The organism is Streptococcus sp. E17BB, assembly GCF_041807725.1.
Classification (GTDB): domain Bacteria; phylum Bacillota; class Bacilli; order Lactobacillales; family Streptococcaceae; genus Streptococcus; species Streptococcus entericus.
Genome location: NZ_JBGTZC010000013.1, coordinates 14,066 through 38,754, shown reverse-complemented (window position 1 = coordinate 38,754; position 24,689 = coordinate 14,066). Strand labels below are relative to the sequence as shown.

General features: G+C 45.6%; 19 protein-coding genes and 1 pseudogene. 16 read left to right on the top strand and 4 right to left on the bottom strand.

The window, feature by feature from the left end; translation table 11 throughout:
- The first annotated feature begins 20 nt into the window (after positions 1–20).
- From ACERC7_RS04680 to tpiA, 16 genes and pseudogenes are all read left to right on the top strand, one after another.
- The gene (locus ACERC7_RS04680; RefSeq protein ID WP_373666259.1) at positions 21–3,794 is read left to right on the top strand and encodes a tape measure protein; all 3,774 of its coding nucleotides are present in this window, start codon (positions 21–23) and stop codon (positions 3,792–3,794) included.
- Positions 3,794–5,290, top strand: coding sequence for a distal tail protein Dit (locus ACERC7_RS04675; protein WP_373666258.1), 1,497 nt, complete (start codon positions 3,794–3,796; stop codon positions 5,288–5,290). Before ACERC7_RS04680 ends, ACERC7_RS04675 begins: the two co-directional genes overlap by 1 nt.
- A complete protein-coding gene (locus ACERC7_RS04670) occupies positions 5,291–8,677 on the top strand; it encodes a phage tail spike protein (RefSeq protein ID WP_373666257.1) in 3,387 nt (1,128 codons plus the stop codon). It begins immediately after the preceding gene.
- Between the two features lie 8 nt (positions 8,678–8,685).
- Positions 8,686–10,770 (top strand): DUF859 family phage minor structural protein, encoded by a 2,085-nt coding sequence (locus tag ACERC7_RS04665; protein ID WP_373666256.1) that lies wholly within the window; start codon positions 8,686–8,688, stop codon positions 10,768–10,770.
- Between the two features lie 55 nt (positions 10,771–10,825).
- Positions 10,826–11,092, top strand: coding sequence for a hypothetical protein (locus ACERC7_RS04660; RefSeq protein ID WP_373666255.1), 267 nt, complete (start codon positions 10,826–10,828; stop codon positions 11,090–11,092).
- The gene (locus ACERC7_RS04655; RefSeq protein WP_373666254.1) at positions 11,092–11,538 is read left to right on the top strand and encodes a phage holin family protein; all 447 of its coding nucleotides are present in this window, start codon (positions 11,092–11,094) and stop codon (positions 11,536–11,538) included. The genes ACERC7_RS04660 and ACERC7_RS04655 overlap by 1 nt, the downstream gene beginning before the upstream one ends.
- Positions 11,528–12,976, top strand: a complete 1,449-nt coding sequence (locus ACERC7_RS04650) for a peptidoglycan amidohydrolase family protein (protein ID WP_373666253.1) — start codon at positions 11,528–11,530, stop codon at positions 12,974–12,976. Before ACERC7_RS04655 ends, ACERC7_RS04650 begins: the two co-directional genes overlap by 11 nt.
- A gap of 232 nt (positions 12,977–13,208) precedes the next feature.
- Positions 13,209–13,394 carry a Paratox gene (locus ACERC7_RS04645; protein WP_373666252.1) on the top strand — a complete coding sequence of 62 codons (186 nt, stop codon included), beginning with the start codon at positions 13,209–13,211 and terminating at the stop codon, positions 13,392–13,394.
- Positions 13,395–13,397: 3 nt separating this feature from the next.
- Positions 13,398–13,541, top strand: a pseudogene (locus ACERC7_RS04640) (DNA/RNA helicase); the annotation flags it as partial.
- A complete protein-coding gene (locus ACERC7_RS04635) occupies positions 13,538–14,200 on the top strand; it encodes a ComF family protein (protein WP_373666251.1) in 663 nt (220 codons plus the stop codon). The pseudogene ACERC7_RS04640 and the gene ACERC7_RS04635, both read left to right, overlap by 4 nt.
- 80 nt (positions 14,201–14,280) lie before the next feature.
- Positions 14,281–14,829, top strand: coding sequence for a ribosome hibernation-promoting factor, HPF/YfiA family (gene hpf / locus ACERC7_RS04630; protein ID WP_373658643.1), 549 nt, complete (start codon positions 14,281–14,283; stop codon positions 14,827–14,829).
- Between the two features lie 449 nt (positions 14,830–15,278).
- Complete coding sequence (gene ftsW, locus ACERC7_RS04625) at positions 15,279–16,487, top strand: cell division peptidoglycan polymerase FtsW (RefSeq protein ID WP_373658644.1); 1,209 nt, start codon at positions 15,279–15,281, stop codon at positions 16,485–16,487.
- Between the two features lie 193 nt (positions 16,488–16,680).
- On the top strand, positions 16,681–17,190 hold the full coding sequence (locus ACERC7_RS04620; RefSeq protein ID WP_373658668.1) for an RNA polymerase sigma factor: 510 nt from the start codon (positions 16,681–16,683) through the stop codon (positions 17,188–17,190).
- A gap of 14 nt (positions 17,191–17,204) precedes the next feature.
- Positions 17,205–18,275, top strand: coding sequence for an anti sigma factor C-terminal domain-containing protein (locus ACERC7_RS04615; RefSeq protein ID WP_373666250.1), 1,071 nt, complete (start codon positions 17,205–17,207; stop codon positions 18,273–18,275).
- 124 nt (positions 18,276–18,399) lie between these two features.
- Complete coding sequence (gene tuf / locus ACERC7_RS04610; protein ID WP_018367994.1) at positions 18,400–19,596, top strand: elongation factor Tu; 1,197 nt, start codon at positions 18,400–18,402, stop codon at positions 19,594–19,596.
- 182 nt (positions 19,597–19,778) lie between these two features.
- Positions 19,779–20,543: a triose-phosphate isomerase gene (gene tpiA, locus ACERC7_RS04605; RefSeq protein WP_373660036.1), complete on the top strand. Its 765-nt coding sequence runs from the start codon at positions 19,779–19,781 to the stop codon at positions 20,541–20,543.
- Positions 20,544–20,598: 55 nt separating this feature from the next.
- Here tpiA and yidA read toward each other — a convergent pair whose 3' ends face one another.
- The 4 genes from yidA to ACERC7_RS04585 all read right to left on the bottom strand — a co-directional run bounded on the left by yidA (position 20,599) and on the right by ACERC7_RS04585 (position 24,642).
- Entirely contained in the window at positions 20,599–21,411 is an 813-nt protein-coding gene (gene yidA / locus ACERC7_RS04600) for a sugar-phosphatase (protein WP_373658647.1), read from the bottom strand.
- 41 nt (positions 21,412–21,452) lie between these two features.
- Entirely contained in the window at positions 21,453–21,758 is a 306-nt protein-coding gene (locus ACERC7_RS04595) for a DUF1827 family protein (RefSeq protein WP_018367997.1), read from the bottom strand.
- Between the two features lie 79 nt (positions 21,759–21,837).
- Positions 21,838–22,284 (bottom strand): NUDIX domain-containing protein, encoded by a 447-nt coding sequence (locus ACERC7_RS04590; protein WP_373658648.1) that lies wholly within the window; start codon positions 22,282–22,284, stop codon positions 21,838–21,840.
- A 102-nt stretch (positions 22,285–22,386) separates the two neighbouring features.
- Positions 22,387–24,642 (bottom strand): AAA family ATPase, encoded by a 2,256-nt coding sequence (locus tag ACERC7_RS04585; protein ID WP_373666249.1) that lies wholly within the window; start codon positions 24,640–24,642, stop codon positions 22,387–22,389.
- Positions 24,643–24,689 lie beyond the last annotated feature (47 nt).

Sequence of the window (24,689 nt, the reverse complement as noted above, 5' to 3'; positions counted from 1 at the left end):
TTTAGAAAGGAGAGGAAGCTATGGCAGATGGTTCAGTTACTATCAAGGTTGACTTAGACGGCTCAAATGCCCAGTCAGGCGTCGGTAAGCTAAAGACCTTGTTAGGCGGACTAAAGGAAACGGGCTCAAAGGTTGGGTCTGTTTTTAAGTCGGTATTAGGAGCTAATTTGATTAGTTCAGCCCTCACACAAGGTATCAGCACAGTTACGGGCGGTATCCGTGAGATGGCTGGGGAGCTGAATAGTTCTCAAAAGGCATGGAAGACCTTTGAGGGAAACCTACAAGCCTTTGGACGGTCTCGTGAGGTGATTGCAGCGGCCAAGGCAGAAATGCAGGACTTTGCAACCAAGACCATCTACTCAGCCTCTGACATGGCTAGTACCTACTCCCAACTTGACGCTGTAGGTACAAAAAATGTCGGTAGCTTGGTTAAGGCCTTTGGTGGTCTTGCAGCCTCAGCGGAAAACCCAGCACAGGCCATGAAGTCACTATCTACTCAGGCTACACAGATGGCAAGTAAGCCTAAGATTGCCTGGATGGACTTTAAGATTATGATGGAACAAGCTCCTGCTGGTATGGCCGCAGTTGCTAAGGAGCTGGGAATGTCAACCGCTGAACTGGTTTCAGCGGTTCAAGATGGCAAGGTCAATACAGAAGAGTTCTTTGACGCTATGAACCGTGTAGGGAACTCTGACGCTTTCCAAAAGATGGCAACTGAGTTCAAGACGATTGACCAGGCGATAGATGGAGCTAAAGAGGGGCTAGCTAATAAACTCATGCCCGCTTTTGAACATCTCAACAAGTTTGGTATCAAAACAATCAACGCTCTATCAGACGCTATGGAGAGCATTGACTTCAGTGGTATGGCTGATGGTCTAGGCAAGTTCCTTGGTGGTATCAACGTCGATGGTATTGTCGAGAAAGTGAGTAGCGTACTTGGTAAGGTTGGGGGCTTGGTCAAGAGCTTCTTTGTCACTGTTGGAGATACTGGAGTATTTCAAAATCTGAGCGACACTTTTTCACTCTTTGGGGAGCTGGCAAGCTCAGTGTTTGACACTCTGGTAGGGGACGCTGCACTTTTTGGAGATGTTGCTGAGTCAATCGGTGATGTCTTTAATATTGTTCTATTCACTATTCAAGACTTGATTTCAGGGGCACAGGCTTTGTTTGCCTCATTTGCAAACACTGGAGCTATCAAGGCTGTTTCAGCCGCTTTCTATGACCTGGTCAAGGCAGGGCTAGACCTGTCAGAAAAGTTATCAGGTATTATCCCATGGGAGATTATCGGAACGGCCGCTGGTCATGTGGTCAAGTTCATTGCTCAAATCGTTCAAGCAATCGCAAACTTTTCTCAATCTTTGAGTGGTAACGCTTGGAGAGGGATAGTTACTGGGATTGGTGGTGCTCTGATTGCTTTCAAGGGCTTTAATTTCCTGAAATCATTCAATCCATTCAGCTTGTTCAAGAAAAATGCAGTCAGTGGGATAGATGGTGCCACCTCAGTTGTAAAATCAGCAAGCAATACTGTTGTCTCAATTATTCGTATCCTTGGCCAAAGTGTGGCGGCCGCCGCTAGAGGAATTGGCCAAGGGATAGGTACTGCTTTCAGAGGAATTGGTCAAGGCTTATCTATGCTTAATCCTGTCACGATTGCAGCCCTGGCGGTGCCTGTTTTGGCACTTGGTGCAGCCTTTGCCCTGATGGGTATGCAGGGGCAGGGTATCGCTACGATTTTGCAAGGTGTAGGTAATGTGATTATCAGCGTCGGGACCGCAATAGGGGCAATTCTTAATGTTGCCATGCAAGGATTGGCTCAGGCCCTTGTCATTGTTGCTCCTGTCCTACCTACAATAGCCTCTGCCTTTGCTACGCTGTCACCGCTTATCATAGCAGCTGGCGTAGCAATTAGCATGATTATTGACTCATTCAGCTCACTAGCTCCAGTAATTCTAGCATTAGGGGAGGCTATCGGTGTCATTGTATCAGCACTCACATCAGGAATAGCTGAGATAGCAACGGCAGTGACTCCAATTATTGCCATACTTTCCGAGGCGTTTGTCCAAATCGTCGATATAGTCTCTCAGGTTATTGTGCAGATTGTTGAGGCTTTGGCTCCATTTGTTCCAGCCGTGAGCGAGATGGTGCAGGCACTAGCTCCAGTCTTACAGGCTCTTGTTGAGGCCTTTAATAACCTAATCAGTCAAATCAGCCCAATCATTGACAGCTTGACCAATCTACTCAAGACCTTTGGGGAACAGGTCAGCTCCATTCTTGAGAGTGCTGGAAGCGTGGTTGAGTCATTTGGCTCAGCTATTCGCAATGTACTTGATGGGGTCGCTGGTATCTTTGAGAGTATGGGGAACGCTGCTAAAAATGCTGGTCAAGGTGTGAAGTTGATGGCCCAAGGTATAAAAATCTTGGTTGACCTCAAACTTGGAGACTTGATTGGAACTTTGGCGGCTGTTGCTACTGGTTTGACAGCTATTGCTGGCTCAGGTATTGCCTCAGCAGGACCAGGATTGAAACAAGCAGGAACTGGACTTAGACTAATTGCAACATCAGCACAAGTAGCAAGTGTGGCAATGCAAGCCTTACCTGCTGCCTTTAGTTCCCTGAACTCAAGCATTGGAACATTACCAAACGCTATGACTACAGCTGGCTCTGCCATGATGTCTTTTGCTAGTGCGGTTATGGCCTCTTTTGTAGGTCTTGCTGGTTCAACAGCTAGCATTACAGCACTACAAAACAGAATTACAGCCTTGTCAGCCTCAATGGTTATGGCACAAGCTGGAGCCTCTGCCATGTCAGCAGGGTTCTCAGCAGCATCTACTGTACTTGGTGTCCTTGGAGGTGTGCTTGGTTCGGTTCCCGGTCAATTTACGGCTATTACAGCCTCAGCAATGACGGCAAGAACCTCAATTATACAACTGGCCACATCAGCGCCAATGGTTGCCTCAGGTTTTGCAAGCATTTCAAACGCTGCTATCTCGTCAATGAGTCAGCTTAACGCTGCTGTACGCTCTGCTATGACACAAGCAGTAGCTACTATGCGCTCAAGTATGCAACAGATGGCATCTGTGGTAAGGCAATCTGCAAGCCAAATGACGCAAGCAGGACGACAAGCTGGTAAAGGTGTCTCAGATGGAGTTACTAACGGTATCCGTTCTGGTATTGGATCAGCTACGGCTGCAATGTCAGCAATGATGAACGCAGTCCGTTCAACTGGTATGGCGGGTGTAGGCTCTATGCATTATGTTGGGGCAATGATTGGTCAAGGTCTAGCTCAAGGCATGTATTCAGCCCTTGGCTCTGTGACAGCTGCTGCAAATGCTCTGGTAGCACAAGCAGAGAGAGCGGCACAAGCTAAGGCTAAAATTCACTCACCATCAAGGCTTTTTAGAGACAATGTGGGTCGCTACATTGCTCAGGGTATCGCTGTCGGTATCGAGCAAAACACCTCAGATGTGACAGATAGCTTAGCTTATGTACAGAAAGAGATGTCAGCCTTTAAGTTTGGGGCTGAGGAGTTGCTAGGTCTTGGACATGGAACTCTATCTAATCGCTTTAGGCTCAAATCTATCACAGAACGTGCAGAAATGAACCAGATTGAGATTATCAGGGAGCAGGCGGACCAAGTTCTTACTAGAGCCCTTGAGGTTGCTGAGCAAGCTGTCAAGCGTCCTACAAACTTGATACTAGATGACGGCACCCTTGTGGCTAAGATTGGTGGACCAATGACCAATTACCAAAACGACAAGCTAAAAATAGATAACATGATGAGGGGGATTGTCTGATGAATAATGACACAATTACTATCAACGGATTTGACCTTTCTGAGGTTATCCGAATTATTGAAATTATCCGCCCTGTTGGAAATGAGCGTAGCATTGAAACAAATGACGCTTCACTCTTGGGAGTGAACTTGCAAGAAGTAAGGACAGGGGCTAAGTTTATCAAGGTCAAGTTTGCCATGCAAGAAAGAGATGGCATGACACTTGAACGAGCTAAGCACACTTTGGCAGGGGTATTCAATACCTCTGAGGCTGTCAGAATTGTTATTTCAGATGAACCTGATAAGTATTATCTGGGTTTTGTCGCTGGTTCTGTTGATATGACCAACGTGACCCGCTGGTTTCAGAAAGGGGAATTTGAGTTGCTTATCCCTGACGGTGTTGCTCATAGCACGGCCTACCGTCGTTTTGCCAATCCAACGGTAGCCAGCGATAAAATCACGTTTGACCTTGTGAATAATGGCAACGTGGACGCCTACCCTATCGTTACCGTTCGGCATAATGCTGAGAATGGCTACGTCGGCCTAGTGAATACCAGCGGAGCTTTAGAGGTCGGCAACCGTGAGGAGGCCGACGCTACAACAGTTCAGATGTCTCAGGTCATGTGGGATTATCGAGATAGTGCCATCACAACAGGCTTGTCAAGGGCTAGTCGAAATGTTGGGATTTTTAACGATGGCACGGAAAGGCTGGGCGGTAGTGTTGGCTCTGTCTCTATGTGGGGACGGCAACACCTACAACTGGCCAGCCGTGGCTCAACAACAGGCTACAATGCCGCTAGCCTGACTTGGAATATCCCAGCTGACAGAGGTGGGCAGACTGGCTCACTGAATGACTACCTTTGGTGGCGTCAAATCTTCTGGCTGGGGTCATCTAACCAGTACGGCTTTATCAAGGTTACCGTCTCTGATGAACAGGGGCGGTTTTTGTATGGTGTTGAAACCTTTAAGAGGTATCAGGGGTTGGGGTGTGAGTACAACTTTCTAGCCTCTAATGGTCGGGGAGGTTTCAACATGATTAAGCAGTGGTCCTTTATTGGCACACACAAGAACGAGGATAACCCATTCAACGAGGGCAGGGGTTGGTCTGACCTCAAGCGTAATGATGATGTCGTGACCGTCTTCTGGTGGGGGTCTTATCATCGGTTTGTTGTTCCAGAGCTAAAGGGTCGTAAGTCTGCCAAGGTTCATGTGGCTTTTGGTTCAATCGGAGACAGACCCTTAGTGTCCCACATGTACCTTGACAGTATTTATTACCAGAAAGACTTTGTTTCCAGCTGGGTTGATGTTCCCAACCGCTACCCTATGGGAAGTACCCTTGTTTTGGACAGCGAGACAGACCGTGTGGTTGTTGATGGAATTGAGCGGCTAAGTGACCTAGTGCATGGGTCGGGGTTCTTAAAAATTCCACCGGGCAACTCAAGGCTTGAGGTCTATTGCTCCAGCTGGTTACGAACCAAGCCAACGGTGGCCGTATCATTTGAGGAAAGGTGGTTGTAGATGTTACTGACTATTCACGACGCTAACTTGAAAAAGGTTGCTATCATTGACAACGACAAGCAGGAAACGCTCAACTTTTTCAACGACACTTGGACTAGATACCTTGAAACAGGGTCGTCAACTTTTGATTTCACAGTTTTCAAAAAGGCCATTATTTCAGATACAGGAACTAAGCGAGCCTACAACTATCTGAATGAAAAAGCCTTTGTTTCTTTTGAGTATAAGGGCAAGACCTACCTGCACACTATCCGAAAAGTGGAAGAAAACGAAAAGGTTATCAAGTGCTATGGTGTCAACCTGAACCTTGAGCTTATCAATGAGTATGCCAATCCTTACAAATCGTCCAGGGCCATGTCCTTTCAAGAATTTTGTGAGGCCATGGACTTACTCAACTTTACCTTTTTGTCCATCGGTATCAATGAGATTTCCACGAAGAAGATTACAGCCGAATGGGAGGGGTCAGACACCAAACTGGCCCGCCTCTTATCGCTGGCTAAGAAGTTTGGGGCTGAAATCGAATTTGACACCTACCTCAAGGCTGATAGCTCCATCAAGGCCTTTGTGGTCAATGTTTACCATGAACACGATGACCAACATCAAGGGGTGGGACGGGTTCAACCAGAACGGCTGACTTACGGCAAAAACTTGAAGACCCTGACCCGAACGGTGGATAAAACCAACATCTACAACATGGTCAGACCAACAGGGAAGACAGAAAATGGCGATGTGGTTACTATTTCTGGCTTGTCTGCTTGGTCCGTGAATAATGCTAAGGGCGAAAGGGAGTTTTACCAGTCAGGCGAGGGACTATATGCTCCCTTGTCTATGGCCATGTACCCAGCTGCCTTTACCTCTGGCACCATGGGCGACCAATGGATAAGGAAAGACATGTCCGTTGACAGTTCTAGCCCAGAGGTTATCCGCACGGCTGCCTATCGTGAGCTGAAGAAGCATTGTTACCCAGCGGTAACCTATGAGGCAGAAGGATTTTTGGATTTGGACGTTGGCGATACTGTCCAAGTCTATGATGACGGTTTTAGCCCTGCCCTCTTGCTTGAAATGCGAGTATCTGAACAGGCTATCAGCTTTACCAATAAGGCCAACAATAAGACGACCTTTGCCAATGCCAAGGCTCTTGAAAATCGTCTGTCTGGCAACATTCAGGCACGGCTTGACCAGCTTATTGAGGACGCCAAGCCCTATGTGGTTAAATTGGCGACTGACAACGGGGTTGCTTTCAAGAACCAGACAGGGGAAAGTGTCATCACACCGACCCTGACCAAGGGTGGTAAACAGGTAGAGTGTGGCTGGCGGTGGGTCGTCGATGGCCAAATCAAGTCCACTAGCCCAACCTATCTTGTTCGTGGCCGAGATGTGACAGATATCCTTGTTGTGACTGTTGCGGCTTGGTTGGATAACCGAGAGGTGGCCAGCGAACAGCTAACCTTTATCAATACTAACGATGGCCGAAATGGTAGTGATGGGCAGAATGGCCGTGATGGTCGTGATGGTCGTGACGGTGCCAAGGGAGATAAAGGAGATACTGGCCCCCGTGGTCCTCAAGGGGAGCGAGGGATAGCTGGTGCAACGGGTGCAACAGGCTCCCCTGGAGCAAGGGGAGCAGATGGGCGGTCAAGTTTTATCCATATCAAATATGCTCCAGTAGTCAATCCAACAGATAGCCAAATCACAGATACCCCGAATGCCTATATCGGTGTTTATACAGATTACAACCAAGAAGATAGCACCAGAGCTAGTGCTTATACTTGGACAAAGTGGAAAGGCTCAGATGGTGCAAATGGAATAGCGGGTCCTAAAGGAGCTGATGGACGGACTACCTACGTTCACTTTGCCTATGCCAATTCAGCCAATGGGCAAACAAATTTCAGCACTTCATACTTTGACGGTGCTCTTTACATGGGAACCTTGACAGATTTTACACAAGCTGACAGTAAAAACTATTCTGCCTACACTTGGAGTAGGTTGAAAGGTGACAAAGGTGACCGTGGAGTTCAGGGAGAGCGAGGGCCACAAGGCGAACGAGGTTTACAGGGTATTCAAGGCCTCCAAGGCCCAAGAGGCGACCAAGGTATTGCTGGCCCCAAGGGTGCAGACGGTCGAAGTCAGTACACCCATATTGCTTATGCTGATACTATTTCAGGGTCTGGATTTAGCCAGACCGACCGAACCAAGGCTTATATCGGCATGTATCAGGATTTCACGGCAACAGATAGCCGAAATCCTGCTGACTATCGCTGGTCCAAGTGGAAAGGTGATGACGGTGCTCAAGGTATTCCAGGTCCCAAAGGTGCAGACGGTCGGACACCATACATTCACTTTGCCTACGCTGAAAGTGCAGACGGTCAAACTGGTTTTAGTCTGACCCAGACAGGTAACAAGCGATACATGGGGACTTATACTGACTTTACAGAAGCCGACAGCCGAGACGCCGCCCGTTACCGTTGGGTTGATATGGTTGGGACAGTCGAAATTGACCATGTTAATTTAGTTGAAAACTCAAAAATCACTAGAAGTAGCAACGTCTATGGATTTGAAACACGCTACGTTCATTTAGTTGCTGGTAAAACCTATTACTTTTTAGCTCGTGCCAAGAAGACAGGTGGTACAGCTGACAAACGAACGAGGGTTTATGTTTATACACCAACTTGGAACCATCAGTTTCACTTGGAATTTAATTCCACAGAGTATGAGACTAGGAGCGTTAAGTTTACAGCTCGTTATACGGAGCGTTATGCCATTAGTTCGTATTGGTTTCCAAATGGTGGTGACCGAGCAGGCACAGCTGACATTGATTGGTATATGGTTGTTGAGAGTAATGTTGAACCGAAACACTGGTCACCAAACCCCAATGACTTTACAACCGCTCTTAATTCCAAAGCTGACCAAGTGTTGACCCAGGAACAGCTGAACGCTTTGGCAGAAAAGGCGCAGGTTCACGAGGCAGAGCTAGCTGCTAAGGCATCAATGGAGGTTTTGAGTGATTTAGAAAAAGCCTATAATGCTTTTGTTAAGTCGAACGGAGAAGCTAAGAAAAAATCAGAAGCTGACCTTATCGAAGCTGGTCGGCGAATTGATTTGTTGACAACGCAGTTTGGCGGATTGAGAGAGTTGAAAACCTTTATTGATACTTACATGACTAGCTCTAATGAGGGTTTGGTTATCGGTAAGAATGATGCTAGCTCAACAATTAAAGTCAGTCATGACAGGATTTCTATGTTCTCAGCTGGTAAAGAAGTCATGTATATCAGCCAGGGAGTAATCCACATTGACAATGGTATCTTTACCGCATCAGTGCAGATTGGACGGTTTAGAACAGAGCAATATCATCTCAATGCTGATATGAATGTTACTAGATATGTAGGTTAGGAGGAAAAATGGCAAAGTATAGTCAATCAAATAATAGTTTATTTCTCAATCTCTACGTTGAACAAGGGCAACAAAACATTGCTAGTAATAGCACGACAGTTAATTGGCGGTTAACAGTAAGCAGGACAGGAGCTTACTATACTTTTAACCACCAAGGCGACAGTAGTCTATCCTTGACTTTGGACGGTCGACAAGTCCACTCTAGCAATCCGAGATGGCAGACTAGCGGAGAGGAGTTTGGTCTCGCTAGTGGGTCAACAAGTGTCAGTCACAATGCAGATGGGACAAAGTCATTTGGGGTTTCTGCGACTTTTAATCCGAACAACGGTATACATGGGACAATAACAGTTAGTGCCAATATCAGTCTAACGACGATTCCACGGGCTAGCTCTGTTTCTGTCGGCGATGGCGTTATCGGTAGTGCAGTGACAATCAGCATCAACCGTCAGAATAATAGCTTTACTCACACGCTAAGATATGCCTGGGGGTCTAAGTCTGGGACGATTGCATCAAACGTTGGCGCTAGTCATTCGTGGACTATTCCTCGTGATTTTGCTAACGATATACCAAATGCCACAAGTGGCACAGGCACACTATACGTTGATACCTATAGCGGTAGCATAAAGACTGGTACACAGCAAGTAAACTTTACCGCTAGCGTGCCAGCTAGTGTCAAACCTAGATTCAGCGGTGTTACCCTGACAGATGGCAACACTGCGGCTAGGAGTTTGTTAAGCGGGAATAATTTCTTGCAGATTATTTCTGATATTCAAGTAACATTCAATGGTGCAGTAGGGAGCTATGGCTCGTCTATCACAGGCTATCATGCTGAAATCGTCAATAAAAACCAATCAACATCGTCAAACGGTGGCAGACTTGGCATGATGAATTTCAGTGGCTCTGCGACTATTCGTGCCTCTGTTATTGATAGTAGGGGCAGACGGTCGGATACAAGAGACATCACTATCAATGTGATTGAGTATTTTTCGCCTATCTTGAGTTTTTCAGCAGTTAGGACTAGGGAGACCCCTAACATCATTCAGATTGTCAGAAATGCCAAAATAGCACCAATCACGCTATCTGGTAGCCAAAAAAATGTAATGACCTTAACTTTTAAGGTTGCGCCGCTAGGTAGCACGAGTTATACAGCAGACAATGGGAGTGCCGCTGGGACGTTTACAACGCTTAGCACACTGACTAATTCATCAGCAAACCTATCACGTAATTATGCGGCTAACAGGTCATTTGTGGTCATTGGCATGTTGTCAGATAAGTTTACCAGAGTTGAGTTTTCAGCGACAGTTGCGACAGAAAGTGTCGTGATGAGCTATGGCAAAGACGGTCGTGTCGGCATCGGCAAAATTGTTGAGCAAGGAAAGGCTGGGTCGCTTGATGTGGCAGGTGAAATATTTTCAGGTGACAATATTTGGGGCAGAAATAAGACTCCGATAGGGCATTACAGTCGAGGTAGAGCAGTCGCAGACCTTGATACGCTATTCTTAGCGGGCATTCACACATTTTCAAATAGCACTCGTAATCAGCCCTTTGGGGCTTCGGCTTGGGGGCATGTCGAAGTGATTGTCACTGCCAGCGAAACATACAACGGTTCTAATAACTGGATTTGGCAACGTTATGCGACGACTAATGGACAGTATTATGAGCGGTATCGTGTTAATGCGGGACAGTGGACTAGCTGGAAAGCGCCAGCACTTGACCAACTTTACCCAGTAGGGTCAATCTATCAATCCACGAACTCAACTAACCCGTCAACATTTATGGGCGGAACGTGGGAGCGGTTTGGTCAAGGTCGGGTTTTGGTCGGTGTCAATGAGAGCGATAGCGACTTTAATGCGCCAAATAAGACAGGAGGGGCTAAGACCCATACCTTGACCGTTGACGAAATGCCATCGCATAGCCACGGACAATACGTTTCGGCAAACAGTGGTAATCAAGCCATCAGACGAGACTGGACAAGTGATGGTGGCTCAACGGCGTATCCTCAAGGCGTGAACACTGGAAACACAGGCGGCAATCAGCCCCACAACAACTTGCAACCATTTATCACAGTGTACATGTGGAGAAGAATAGCGTAAAAAATCCCATTTCAACAGTCATATAATGAAATCATAGTAAAAGGAGGAGCAGACAATGCTAAAAATCAATAAAACACGTCAAACAACAGCGGAATTTCATGTGACAGAGGGCAAGGAGACAAAACTTGTCAAGACAACTGTCATCAATACGAATGCGGAGGCAGTATCAACGGTTTATGAGACCTTGCATGAGCCAGAGCTTTATGCTAAGTACCGCCGAGAGATGCGACAAGATGAGCAGAAGTTGCGAGAGTTGCGCTATGCGATTGAGGATGCCATTCTTGACGAGCTTGAGGCGAAAGAAAGCGAGGAGCAAAAATGATGAATAATTTACCAGATCTTACTTGGTCACAACACCTCAGAGCTTTAGCGGATACCGATGACAAAAAAATCTTATTTGTTCTCACCCTCATTTTAGGAGCGATGATAATTGATTTTTTGTTGGGAGTAACTGCCGCTAAAATTAACCCTAACATCCAGTTTCGGAGCAAAGAGGGGATTAACGGTATCTTGCGCAAGATTGCTAGTATTGCCCTTTTAGCTTACTGCATCCCTTTGTCAGTTATTCTGCCTGACGGGATAGGTTTTGCGGCTCTTCAAGTTCTTTATCTCGGTTACCTATTTTTTGAACTCAAGTCCATTGTTGAAAATTTGGAGAAGCTGGGGGTTAATGCAGCACTTTTTAGAGTTTTTATTGCTAAACTATCTCAACATTTAGCAAATAACACACCATCAGAAAATAAGGAGGATAAAGATAATGAGCATTAACATTGAAACAGCCATCAGTTGGATGTCGGCACGAGCTGGCAAAGTAACTTATTCTATGGACTATCGTAACGGTCCAGGGTCTTACGATTGCTCTAGCTCTGTCTACTACGCTCTGATGAGCGCAGGAGCTATCTCAGCAGGTTGGGCGGTCAATACTGAATATGAGCATGATTGGCTAGTCAAAAATGGCTACAAGCTGATTGCGGAAAACACAACCTTTGATGCCCGACGAGGAGATGTCTTTGTCTGGGGCAGACGCGGTCAGTCGTCAGGCAGCTTCGGGCATACGGGGATTTTCATTGACTCAGATAACATCATTCATTGCAATTATGCTAACAATGGTATTAGTGTCAATGAACATGATGTGACTTGGTCTTATGCAGGGCGGCCTTATTACTATGTGTATCGCTTAACTAACCAACCCACAACCAGTTCAACAGGAAAAAGTCTGGAAACGCTGGTACAGGAGACATTGGCTGGGGTATATGGCAACGGGGACACCCGCAAGGCAGCTCTTGGCAATCAATATGAGGCTGTCATGGCAGTCATCAATGGCAAGGCTACGGCACTTAAAAAGTCGATTGATGAGCTGGCTCATGAGGTAATTCAGGGCAAACATGGCAACGGCGAGGACCGCAAAAAGTCTCTTGGTTCGGACTATGAGGCCGTCCAGAAACGGGTCGCAGAAATCTTGAAAGGTAGCACATCAGGAAATACCTCTAAAACGCCCTCAGACGCTCCAAAAAGTGAGGTGGTAAATTCCTCCACTGAGACTAAAACGGAAGAAACTGAGGCAACTGGTAAAGTGACAGAACCAAAAATCGCCAAAGAGGTAGGCGACTTGTCCTTTAACGGTGCAATCCTGAAAAAATCTGTCCTAGATGTTATCCTGAAAAAGTGTCAGGAACACAACATCCTCCCTAGCTATGCTATCACCGTCCTGCACTTTGAAGGGCTTTGGGGTACCTCAGCCGTAGGTAAGGCAGATAACAACTGGGGAGGCATGACATGGACTGGCAAAGGAGAGCGTTCAAGTGGTGTGACTGTCACCCAAGGAACAGCAAGACCAGCTAACGAGGGTGGACATTATATGCACTATGCCTCTGTAGATGACTTTCTTACAGATTGGTTCTACTTACTACGTTCAGGAGGTAGCTACAAGGTTTCAGGAGCCAAAACCTTCAGCGAGGCCGTCAAGGGCATGTTTAAGGTTGGTGGCGCCACCTACGACTACGCTGCTAGTGGCTATGATAGCTACATTGTAGGGATGGCAAGCCGTTTCAAAGCCATTGAGGCTGAAAATGGTAGCTTGACCAAGTATGACCTTATCCCTGACAGTCCTAGCAGTTTGCAACCTGACAAAATCAACATCACCATTGAGGGGATTGAAATCTCAATCAACGGTGTCACTTATGAACTGACTAAAAAGCCAGTTTAAGCACTAGATATGATAAGATGATTAAAGCCCTTTGGAGAAATCCAGAGGGCTTTTTTGTGTGTTCTCAAGATAGGCTCAAGATACAGTAGAGATAGTAGAATACAGTAAGATACAGTAGCCATTATTGACAAAATGCCCATTTTGCTAATAATTGTGTCAGGTTTTGATTTTTTTATTGTCAAAATCGCCTTTTTGTCAATAATTGCGAATAGTTAGGTAAGGAGGACATCAGATGTTGTGTTATGAAGAACTAAGGGAAGCTGTGGATAACGGCTATATTATAGGAGACACGCTCAACGTGGTAAGAAAGAACGGCAAGGTCTTTGATTATGTTTTACCCGGCGAGCCAGTCAAACCAGAAGAAGTTGTTACTATTGAAATGGTGTCTGATGTATTAGCAGAATTACAAAGTTTCTAACCGCTAATTCAGATTTCAGGTCGAGTGGGTCGCAGTAAAGAGCGTCCAACTGGAGAGTTAATCTTTTTCCACGATGGGATAACAGTACACATCAACCGCGCGACAACAGAAATAAAAGAGATGAATAAAAAAGGGGGACTAGCATGACTTGCTTGCTATGCCGTCAAGACCTAGACCAGTCAACGACTTTCTGGGCTATCCTGTGCCTCTACCAAGACAGGCAGCTGATTTGCCAGTCTTGCAGGGAGCAGTTTGTCCGTATCGGGGCATCCCATTGTCCGACTTGTTACAAGGAGCTGACCAACGGAAGCTGTGCGGATTGTCTTTATTGGCAAGAGCGTGGGGTTAACATCAATCATTTTGCGCTTTACCGTTACAACGAGGCGATGAAGAGTTACTTTTCTCTCTATAAGTTTTTTGGTGACTATGTGTTAGCTCAGCTATTTGCCAAAGACGTCAAAGAAGCCTTGAAACCTTACCGTGATTATCAGGTCGTGCCTGTTCCAGTCAGTCCCCAAACGCGAGAAGAGCGGGGCTTCAATCAAGTCGAGGGTCTCCTTGAGGCGGCTGGGGTAAGTTATCACAACATCTTGGCAAAGGGTGAAGGTCTTAAACAATCAAGCAAGAGCCGCAAGGAACGTTTGGAGAGTCAGCCAAAATATGAGTTGTTGGTTGGATGCAATCTGTCTAAAAAAATTATTTTGGTCGATGATATTTACACAACTGGGGCTACAATCGCAGTCATTACAAGGCTTTTACTTGAAAATGGGGTGGAAGAAGTGAAAACTTTTTCACTAGCAAGGTAGAAAACGGTTGCATTTTCTTTTGACGTGTGCTATAATAAAAATAAAGAAAGACGCCTAGCGTTTAGAAAAGAGGAATCTATATGATTAAATTTAGTATTCGTGGTGAAAACATCGAAGTCACCGAAGCCTTGCGTGATTATGTTGAAACCAAGGTTGCCAAGATAGAGAAATATTTCCATGAAGATCAAGACTTGGATGCTCGTGTTAACCTCAAAGTCTACCGCGAAAAAACAGCAAAAGTGGAAGTGACCATTCCTCTCGGCAATCTGACCCTTCGTGCTGAAGATGTCTCTCAGGATATGTACGGCTCTATTGACCTTGTTGTGGATAAAATTGAACGTCAGATTCGTAAAAACAAGACAAAAATTGCCCGCAAACACCGTGAAAAATTACCAACAGCCCAAGTCTTTGCACCTGAATTCGAAGAGACTGCCGATGATGACTTGTTGCCAATTAACGTGGTTCGGACCAAAAACCTCACACCGTATGAGATGGATATTGATGAAGCCCTCCTTCAAATGGACTTGCTCGGTCATGACTTCTTTGTCTTTACTGATACCGAAGACAAGAGAACCAATATTCTCTACCGTCGTGAAGAAGGTGGTGTAGGTCTCCTACGGATTAACTAATAAGCTCCTTTCATTTTTCTAGGCGCGTGGATTGCGCCTAGTTTTTTTGTTTTTGGCATTTTTAGACAAAAGCTGTTATAATGGTGGTAGGACTAGAAAAACACCGCTAAGTCACCTGATTTCGATGAGGTGTTAATTTAACTCTGTCGGCTTAAACAGTCTTAAGCTAACTGGTTGAGCAAGCAAAGCTGGCTACAGCTGTCAGGATTTTTCAGCTGATAGTTTTAGCCTGTTGTGGGGAAAGTCGTTTTGCAACTCATGATTTCTCTCCTTCAGGGTCAATTACTCAACCCAAGTTTATGGAAGCTAAAGTGCTCGTGAATGGATAGGGAAAACTCTAGAGCTTACAAAATTAGTCAAGAGTTTTCCACTTCACTTTACTTAATGACAGAAAATAAAGAGCCTAGACATCTTGTCCCAGGCTCAATGCTAAGAAATGATATGAAGCAATGAAGATAAAAAAAAGACTTTTACTAAATTATTCTATTTTTGTCCCTTACCTGATTTTGTCAGTGCTTGGTTTGATTGTGGTTTACTCGTCAACCAGTGCGGATTTGGTCTATTGGGAGGCATCTCCCTTTGCACTCGTTCGGAACCAGACCATTTTTTGGCTGGTTAGTCTCGCTGCGATTTGGTTTATTTACCACTTGCGCTTAAAATTTTTGAGAAATTCTCATCTTCTCTTTCTTGCTGTTTTAGTCGAACTGGTACTTTTAGTATTGACTTTGTTTTCAGGGGAAGAAACTAATGGTGCTAATGGCTGGTTGCAATTTGCTGGTAAAAGTATTCAGGCTGCTGAATATCTCAAACTTATCGTGGTCTGGTTGCTGGCGTTCGCTTTTGCCAAGCGACAAAAATCAATTACTAATTATGATTACAGGGCTCTTACTCGTGATACGATTTTACCGAGGCACTTTTTTGACTGGCGGACTTATCTGTTGATATTGATTGCCTTGGTTGTTGTCCAACCAGACCTTGGAAATGCGACCATTATTGTGTTGACGTCAGTTATCATGTATGTCCTCAGTGGGATAGCTCACCGCTGGTTTACAGGTTTATTGGGCTTGATTGCAACAGCCTCGACGGTCTTTTTAGGCTTAATCGGGCTGATAGGGGTGGAGCTGGTCGCAAAAATCCCGCTATTTGGTCACGTGGCCAAGCGATTTGCAGCCTTTTTCAACCCTTTCAAAGATTTGACAGACTCAGGCTTGCAGATGGCGCATTCCTACTACGCCATGTCTAATGGTGGCTGGTTTGGTCGTGGCTTAGGAAATTCTATTGAAAAAAATGGCTACTTACCTGAAGCGCACACCGACTTTGTCTTTTCCATCGTCATTGAGGAATTTGGCTTAATCGGTGCTGGTCTGATTTTAGCTTTAGTGTTTTTCCTAATTTTACGAATACTCAATGTTGGTCTAAAAGCAAAAGATGACTTTAACAGTATGCTGGCTTTGGGTATCGGGGCGATGTTGCTGGTGCAGGTCTTTGTCAATGTCGGCGGTATCTCTGGCTTAATTCCATCAACAGGAGTGACCTTCCCTTTTCTCTCGCAAGGAGGCAATAGTTTGTTAACGATTTCTGTTGCCATTGGTATTGTGCTCAATATCGATGCCAATGAAAAACGAGCCAGTATCCTAAGAGAGTTAAATCAGCAGTAAAATTCGCTACGGCGAATTTTTTTGTAACCAACAGAACTTCTTATTTGTTATCTTAGTGAAGAGGAGCTAGCGAAGGATCGAAGGATTGCCAGAAATTAAAACCTAGCGCTACTTGATGTTAGAGCTCGCATCAGTAGAGATAAATCTGGTAAATCATGTAGCTACTTTCAACCATCAGGAAGGAGGTGAGCCTATCCGCTTAGATGATTATGAAGAAGCTATTCTTGTGATTGCACAAGAAATTAGCTTTTATCTCCAAAAATCAGGTGCCAGCCAGGCAGACAGTCAGGACATTGCCCAAGACGTTTTGGTTAAAATCCTTGAGACGGACATTGTTCTGCCTTATGACAAGCTACGGGCTTGGTTGTACCGCTCAGCTATTCGCACCTATATCGATAAATACCGTAGAGATAAGCGCTATCATGAGATCTTGCAGACCGAGTTTTTTAAGCCCGACCAGCTGACCGTCTATGATGGAGAAGACTATGATTACCTTTATCAGGCCATATCTAGCCTACCAGAGAAGTTTGGACTGGTGCTTGATGCTTATTATTTTCAGGATTTGTCCGTCAAGGAAACGGCTCATCTACTGGGTATCAGTCAAGCACAGGTCAAGGTTTCCCTTTACCGTGCCAGAAAGGCCCTAAGGGTTCACTTAGAAGCTCAAGGACTTGATGGTAGCCTCCTTAACTTACCCCATTAACGAAAGGAAATATCATGAAAACATTTGAAATTATTACTAAGAAAAATAAACGCAAACACCTGCTAAAAACGGCAGTTTTAGCGACATTAGGCAGTAGCGCTGCCCTTCTAGCACTTAACTTTGGACTTAGCGAATTAACTGCTCGAAATGGTCAGCACGTTCGTGACTACTATCAGCTCATGGCAGAAGTCAGCCAGCCTAACATTGACTATAAAACCGCTTATTTTAACCCAACCTCCCAGTACACAGGGACCTTTCATGTCGACCAGACTAAGGATATTGCAGGGATAGAAGTGCCCTATGAGACCTTGGAACTTCCTTACAGCCTTAGACCCTTGTTCGGGGGGCAATCGTCTGGTGGCTATTCAGATAAAAAAGGCACTGCCACCTACACTTATGGCGGAGGTTACAAGATGCCTCATTTCTTTAACACTGCTTACCAGTATAAGGGAGAAAGCTATCACCAACTGACTCAGGACATCAGTTTGCTTCCTCAGATGAGCGGTCAGGCTGTTGAGATGGCGGTCACCTTTGATAAGCCTTATACTTTTGAGGAAATAGCAGAGCTGGTTCCTAATAACCTCAAAATCAACTGGTATTGGATCGGCACCCAGTCTAATAATGATACCGCAGGACTAAACCGTGATTTGTTTGGGTTTGAAGGCGACCCCGATACGCCTAGCTCTTATCAACAGCAACAAGAGGATGAGAAGAATACTAAAGGCATGACGGCAGAAGAGATTGAGACCTACTACAAGGACCGTGTCGGTCAAAAAACCACTTCAGCTCGAGAAGGCTTTGCCAACAGTTATAGTTTCTTTGTCGCCTATCTTAACCAAGTTCTCAATAAAGGTTGGCTAGGGTCAACCTATGGCGGACCTGACGGTGAGCAGATGAGTACATCGAAAGACGTAGAGACTTACCTCAAGGCAAATCCAGATGCTCAAACAGCTAAATTTGCAGGTGTCATCCTAACTGGTCGAGCAGAAAACTTTTCCTCCCTTGAGAAAGCTGACTGGATTTTTGGCTCAAACATCGGTCACCATGTTCAAATTCAACCTTACCATACGCTTGATGTAGAATAATTTCGGAAAAGAACACAAAACACTTGCAATTTCTAGCTAATCTGGTAGAATAGTAAAGTAAGGTTAGACTGTATTGCCTACGGTCTATCTATAAAATATATTTTATATGGAGGCTTTTCCTACAATGGCAAAAGAAAAATACGATCGTAGCAAACCCCACGTTAACGTCGGTACTATCGGACACGTTGACCACGGTAAAACTACTTTGACTGCAGCTATCACAACTGTATTGGCACGTCGCTTGCCGTCATCAGTTAACCAACCAAAAGACTATGCGTCTATCGATGCTGCTCCAGAAGAGCGCGAGCGCGGTATCACTATCAACACTGCACACGTTGAGTACGAAACTGAATCACGCCACTACGCTCACATCGACGCTCCAGGACACGCGGACTACGTTAAAAACATGATCACTGGTGCTGCTCAGATGGATGGTGCGATCCTCGTAGTAGCTTCTACTGATGGTCCTATGCCACAAACTCGTGAGCACATCTTGCTTTCTCGTCAGGTAGGTGTTAAACACCTTATCGTTTTCATGAACAAGATTGACCTTGTTGATGACGAAGAGCTTCTTGAGTTGGTTGAAATGGAAATCCGTGACCTTCTTTCAGAATACGACTTCCCAGGTGATGATCTTCCAGTTATCCAAGGTTCAGCTCTTAAAGCCCTTGAAGGTGATGAGAAGTACGAAGACATCGTTATGGAATTGATGGCTACAGTTGACAGCTACATTCCAGAACCAGAGCGTGACACTGACAAGCCACTCTTGTTGCCAGTTGAGGACGTGTTCTCAATCACTGGTCGTGGTACAGTAGCTTCAGGTCGTATCGACCGTGGTACTGTTCGTGTCAACGACGAAATCGAAATCGTTGGTATCACTGAAGAAACTCGTAAAGCTATCGTAACAGGTGTTGAAATGTTCCGTAAGCAACTTGACGAAGGTCTTGCTGGTGATAACGTTGGTATCCTTCTTCGTGGTGTACAACGTGATGAAATCGAGCGTGGACAAGTTATCGCTAAACCAGGATCAATCAAGCCACACACTAAATTCAAAGGTGAGGTTTATATCCTTACTAAAGAAGAAGGTGGTCGTCATACACCATTCTTCAACAACTACCGTCCACAGTTCTACTTCCGTACAACTGACGTGACAGGTTCAATCGAATTGCCTGCTGGTACTGAAATGGTAATGCCTGGTGATAACGTGACAATCGACGTTGAGTTGATCCACCCAATCGCCGTTGAGCAAGGTACTACATTCTCTATCCGTGAGGGTGGCCGTACTGTTGGTTCAGGTATCGTTTCTTCAATCGAAGCCTAATCGATTTGCGAATAAATTAAGTCAGACCTTGAAAAAGACCCAAATGGGTCTTTTTCTTGTCTATTACCTCACAAAAAACTTTCTTGCTTGAGAGAAATATGGTAAAATAGAAGGGTAATATTCTGTGAAAAATGATTAGAACATCTCATGGAATAAAGAAAAATAAGAAAGAGGTATGTGACATGTCACGTAAACCCATTATCGCCGGAAACTGGAAGATGAACAAGGTGCCTGCAGAAGCGCGCGAATTTATCTCACAAGTTGAGTTGGCTATCCCATCAAACAACCTGGTTGATGCTGTTATCGGTGCGCCAGCTATTTTCCTTGAAGGGATGAAAAAAGGCTTAAGCAAAGCTAACTCTCAGTTGCAAGTTGCTGCGCAAAACTGTCATTTTGAGGATGCTGGTGCCTTTACTGGTGAAAATAGCCCGAAAACTATCGCTGCTCTCGGTGTTGAGTATGTCATTATTGGTCACTCTGAGCGTCGTGATTACTTCCATGAGACAGATGAGGACATCAACAAAAAAGCGCATGCTATTTTCCGTAATGGTATGACCCCAATCATCTGCTGTGGTGAGAGCCTTGAGACTTATGAATCAGGTCAGGCAGTTGACTTTGTCGGTGCTCAAGTATCAGCGGCGCTCAAAGGCTTGTCAGCTGAACAAGTAGCTTCACTCGTTATTGCCTACGAGCCAATCTGGGCAATCGGTACAGGTAAATCAGCAACCAAAGATGATGCGCAAAACATGTGTAAAGCCGTTCGTGATGTGGTTGCTCGTGACTTTGGTCAAGAAGTTGCTGACAAAGTTCGTGTGCAATACGGTGGTTCTGTTAACCCAGCTAACATCGCAGAGTACATGGCTTGTCCAGATGTCGACGGTGCCCTTGTTGGTGGTGCATCGCTTGAACCAGCTAGCTTCTTGGCGCTTCTTGAAGCAGTGAAATAATCTGAAAAACTCTGGGCATGTCGTCCAGAGTTTTCTGATATCAGTTATTCTTTACCTAACACCCTAACACCCAAGTTTTGATCGCATGAGCGACGCCACTCTCATCGTTGGAGAGGGTGATGTGCTTAGCGATTTTTTTGAGTTCAGGATTACCGTTTGCCATGACAACAGGGACAGCAACCACTTCCAGCATGGATCGGTCATTTTCTTCGTCACCGATAGCCATCGTCTGGCTCATGTCAATGCCTAGCTTGTTTGCTAGATGCTTGATGGCATTGCCCTTGCTGCCTGCTTTATTGACAATTTCTAGGTAAAAGGGTTGAGATTTGACAAGGCCGAAACGGTCATGATAGTCAGCTGGGATTCTCGCAATGGCCTCATCTAAGATTTCTGGCTCATCGATGAACATGATTTTAACGATTTCTTTGTCTGCCATTTCTTCTGGTGTGCGATAAAAAACAGGCATGGAAACTAGCTGAGCCTCGTGGACAGTGTATTTGCCGATGTTACGATTGGCAGTATAGATGCCATCCTTAGTGATGGCATGCATGTGAACACCTAGTTTACGCGCCAGCAATTCAATATCCAAGTAATCGTCGTAGCTGACGGTCTCCTTGACCAATTCCTGACCAGAAGAGGTGTCTTGTACTAGACCGCCGTTAAAGGTAATAACATAGTCCCCCTCGTCTTGTAGGTTGAGATCGGACAGCAGTTCTGTCACCCCAGCAATTGGGCGCCCAGTTGTGATCACAATCTTGACACCGGCCGCTTTGGCTTCTTGCACTGCCTGGTAGACTTGAGGGGTAACGGTGCGGTTGCTGGTCAGTAAGGTGCCGTCAATGTCGACTGCAACGAGTTTGATGGTCATAATTTCTCCTTCATAAATAGTAAGAAGGCTGAGGAAGAACCTCAGACTTGGCGAATAGGAATAGAAATTTCAATGAGTTTATCCATGTGAACAGTTTTGACTAACTCCATCATCGCTTTGTTAGGGTGGATTTTACGCTTAAAGAAAAATTCTCGAATTTTATCTAACTCGGCTGACTTGATGGCACGATATTTGTTGGTGATGAGAAGCTCGTAGTGTGTTGGTGCTTCTGAGAAAACCACATCGGTGTTGCCTGCCGAATAAACCTCTACCAAAAAGGCATCGGTATATTTGAGTTGATTCTTGACCAATTCAGGATGGCTACCGGTCACATTAATCAGCCGCATGGGCATATCCTCTTTTCATTTAGGATTCCTTTTTTATTATATCACGAAAGGTCTTAAAAAGGACAAAAATGCCTTAAATTTAATTATTTTTTTGCCACTGCTCAATACCCCAGCGATGGCTACCTCGCTTGAGCTTGGTTTTGGCCTCCTCAATTGGAAACCAAGCTAGCGTATTAAAGTCTTCCAAGGGTTTGCTGACCTCTGAAAAAGACTCTACTGCATAGAGATAGGCGGGATGATAGTAGTGAGTGTCTCTGTGTCGAGAGTAGAAGTACTCATCTGCCTGACCAAGGTCTTGCCCTAGACGAGCTGAGAACCCAAGTTCTTCAAGCAATTCACGCTCTAGAGCCATCTGATGGTTTTCTCCCGCTTCAATCTCGCCACCAGGCAGAAACCAAGCCCCGTTAGGTGCCTGAACGAGGATGAGATGGGTCTTTTCCTCATTTGGGATAATCGCATAGACACCGTAGCGATTTTGGTATGTGGCACTAGCCACCTTATCGCCAAAAGTTGGGATGTTTGTCATCTGATGTTCTCCTGTTTTTATAGCCATTATAACACGATTTAAGCAGAATTGCTTTACTCAAGTTCAAAAACCACCAGACTTTAACGTTTGGCGGTTCTTATCTTATTCAGCAGTTTCTGTTGTCGGTTCAGCAACGGCCTTCACCGCTTTTATAGTGATATCCCCTTTACTGTTGAGCACTGCCCTGAGGTGTTTCTCAGTTGGGTGCTCTAGATAAAAGTCAGTGATGGCATCCTCGATATGGTCTTGGATGGTTCGGCGTAATGGCCGAGCGCCCATCTTTGGATCGTAGCCTAAATCGACCAGTTTCTCCTTGACCTTGTCAGTGATGTCTAGCTGAATGTCATTCCGTGCTAAGCATTCCTTAACGGTTGCCAACATCAGGTCAACGATTCTGAGGAGATTGTCCTTGCTAAGGGACTGGAATTCGATGATACCGTCAAATCGGTTCATGAATTCTGGACTGAAAAAGTTCCCCAACTGACCAAGGACAGATTGGCTCCGCCCTTCGCGCGCAGCACCAAAACCAACAGAAGCCTCAACTTTACCTGTGCCAGCGTTTGAGGTCATGATGATGATGGTATCCTTGAAACTAACGGTCCGTCCTTGCCCATCGGTTAAACGTCCATCGTCTAATACCTGTAAGAACATGTGCATGACGTCTGGATGAGCCTTTTCGACCTCATCAAGGAGAATGAGAGAGTAGGGGTTGCGACGGACTTTTTCCGTCAGTTGCCCAGCCTCCTCATAGCCGACATAGCCTGGAGGGGCTCCGACGAGCTTGGCGACTGCGTGTTTTTCCATATACTCACTCATGTCAAAGCGAATCATGCTATCAGCTGAGCCAAAGAGTTCGATAGCTAGTTGTTTGGACAGCTCGGTCTTGCCGACACCGGTAGGTCCGACAAAGAGGAAGGAGCCGATGGGACGGTTTGGGGAGCCCAGACCAACGCGATTCCGACGGATAGCCTTGGCAATCTTATCCACAGCATCGTCCTGACCGATGACCACACTTTTGAGGTCGCTAGCGAGATTAACCAGTTGGGTTTGCTCTTTTTCCTTGAGGTCACCAACAGGAATATTGGTTTTTTGCTCGATGATGCTTTCGATGACTTTTTCAGTAATGATTGGCGTGTCTTGTTCATCCAGTTTTTGTTGCTGAAGTTCTTTATACTTGGCAATCTGGTCACGGAAGTAAGCCGCACGTTCATAGTCCTCATCCCTCGTCGCCTGAGCCTTGAGGTTTTCAGCCTCAATCAGGCGCTTATCAATGTCTTTAGGATCGATAAATTTGAGGGTCAAGTTGAGCTTAGAACCTGCCTCATCTAAAAGGTCAATAGCCTTGTCAGGTAAGAAGCGGTCTTGAATGTAACGATTAGACAGGACAGCCGCCGCTTCAATGGCCTCATCTGTGTAGCGGACATGGTGATAGTCTTCGTATTTTTTCTGAATGCCCTTGAGGATAATTAAGGTTTCCTCAACGCTTGGCTCATCGACCTTAACCGGCTGCATCCGGCGCTCTAGGGCAGCATCTTTTTCAATCACGCGGTATTCATTGAGCGTTGTTGCACCGACCAGCTGGAGCTCACCGCGTGCCAGAGCTGGTTTCAAAATATTACCAGCATCCATGTTGCCATCGCCAGCAGCACCAGCACCAACAATTTCATGGATTTCGTCGATGAAGAGAATCACATCATCACGGTTGCGGAGTTCGTCCATGAGTTTTTGCATGCGTTCTTCAAATTGCCCACGGATACCTGTCCCTTGCACCAAGCTGACGACATCAAGTCGGATGACTTGTTTGCCTTGAAGTTTTTGGGGAACAGAACCATCGATGATTTTCTGAGCTAGTCCTTCAACCACAGCGGTTTTTCCGACCCCAGGCTCACCGATGAGAACAGGATTGTTCTTGGTACGACGATTGAGAATCTCAATCACACGGATGATTTCCTCGTCACGCCCAATCACAGGGTCAATCCCACCTCGTCGAGCAATATCAGTGATATTGGTGCCAAATTCTTCCAATAAACCTTTGGCTTGCTCCTGTTGTGGAGACTGACCAGGGTGATTTGGTCGGCGATTGTTACCGTTATTGCCGCCACGCCCTCCAGATTGGGTTGGTGGCGTATTGGGAAGATTGCCACTAAAGGCGCGGAAGTTGTTCAAATCAGAGAAGAAGTCATCAAAGAAGGGATCAAGACCCTGCGCTAAGTTCCGAGGGCGATCATCACCTTGTTTAGGTTCAGACTTGATAATTTTATAGCAGTTTTGGCAGAGATCAATCTGCCCCTGCTTGCCATTCATGTTGGTATAGAGATGAATGGTCGCGTCGTTTAATTTACAATTGTGACACAACATAAAAACCTCCTAATCAATTGACCAATTCGATAAAGGTCAGTATTGGT

Excerpts from the sequence above, each read along its gene's own strand:
- ACERC7_RS04680 (WP_373666259.1), top strand. The coding sequence starts at position 21 with ATGGCAGATGGTTCAGTTACTATCAAGGTTGACTTAGACGGCTCAAAT.
- ACERC7_RS04675 (WP_373666258.1), top strand. The coding sequence starts at position 3,794 with ATGAATAATGACACAATTACTATCAACGGATTTGACCTTTCTGAGGTT.
- ACERC7_RS04670 (WP_373666257.1), top strand. The coding sequence starts at position 5,291 with ATGTTACTGACTATTCACGACGCTAACTTGAAAAAGGTTGCTATCATT.
- ACERC7_RS04665 (WP_373666256.1), top strand. The coding sequence starts at position 8,686 with ATGGCAAAGTATAGTCAATCAAATAATAGTTTATTTCTCAATCTCTAC.
- ACERC7_RS04660 (WP_373666255.1), top strand. The coding sequence starts at position 10,826 with ATGCTAAAAATCAATAAAACACGTCAAACAACAGCGGAATTTCATGTG.
- ACERC7_RS04655 (WP_373666254.1), top strand. The coding sequence starts at position 11,092 with ATGAATAATTTACCAGATCTTACTTGGTCACAACACCTCAGAGCTTTA.
- ACERC7_RS04650 (WP_373666253.1), top strand. The coding sequence starts at position 11,528 with ATGAGCATTAACATTGAAACAGCCATCAGTTGGATGTCGGCACGAGCT.
- ACERC7_RS04645 (WP_373666252.1), top strand. The coding sequence starts at position 13,209 with ATGTTGTGTTATGAAGAACTAAGGGAAGCTGTGGATAACGGCTATATT.
- ACERC7_RS04635 (WP_373666251.1), top strand. The coding sequence starts at position 13,538 with ATGACTTGCTTGCTATGCCGTCAAGACCTAGACCAGTCAACGACTTTC.
- hpf (WP_373658643.1), top strand. The coding sequence starts at position 14,281 with ATGATTAAATTTAGTATTCGTGGTGAAAACATCGAAGTCACCGAAGCC.
- ftsW (WP_373658644.1), top strand. The coding sequence starts at position 15,279 with ATGAAGATAAAAAAAAGACTTTTACTAAATTATTCTATTTTTGTCCCT.
- ACERC7_RS04615 (WP_373666250.1), top strand. The coding sequence starts at position 17,205 with ATGAAAACATTTGAAATTATTACTAAGAAAAATAAACGCAAACACCTG.
- tuf (WP_018367994.1), top strand. The coding sequence starts at position 18,400 with ATGGCAAAAGAAAAATACGATCGTAGCAAACCCCACGTTAACGTCGGT.
- tpiA (WP_373660036.1), top strand. The coding sequence starts at position 19,779 with ATGTCACGTAAACCCATTATCGCCGGAAACTGGAAGATGAACAAGGTG.
- yidA (WP_373658647.1), bottom strand. The coding sequence starts at position 21,411 with ATGACCATCAAACTCGTTGCAGTCGACATTGACGGCACCTTACTGACC.
- ACERC7_RS04595 (WP_018367997.1), bottom strand. The coding sequence starts at position 21,758 with ATGCGGCTGATTAATGTGACCGGTAGCCATCCTGAATTGGTCAAGAAT.
- ACERC7_RS04590 (WP_373658648.1), bottom strand. The coding sequence starts at position 22,284 with ATGACAAACATCCCAACTTTTGGCGATAAGGTGGCTAGTGCCACATAC.
- ACERC7_RS04585 (WP_373666249.1), bottom strand. The coding sequence starts at position 24,642 with ATGTTGTGTCACAATTGTAAATTAAACGACGCGACCATTCATCTCTAT.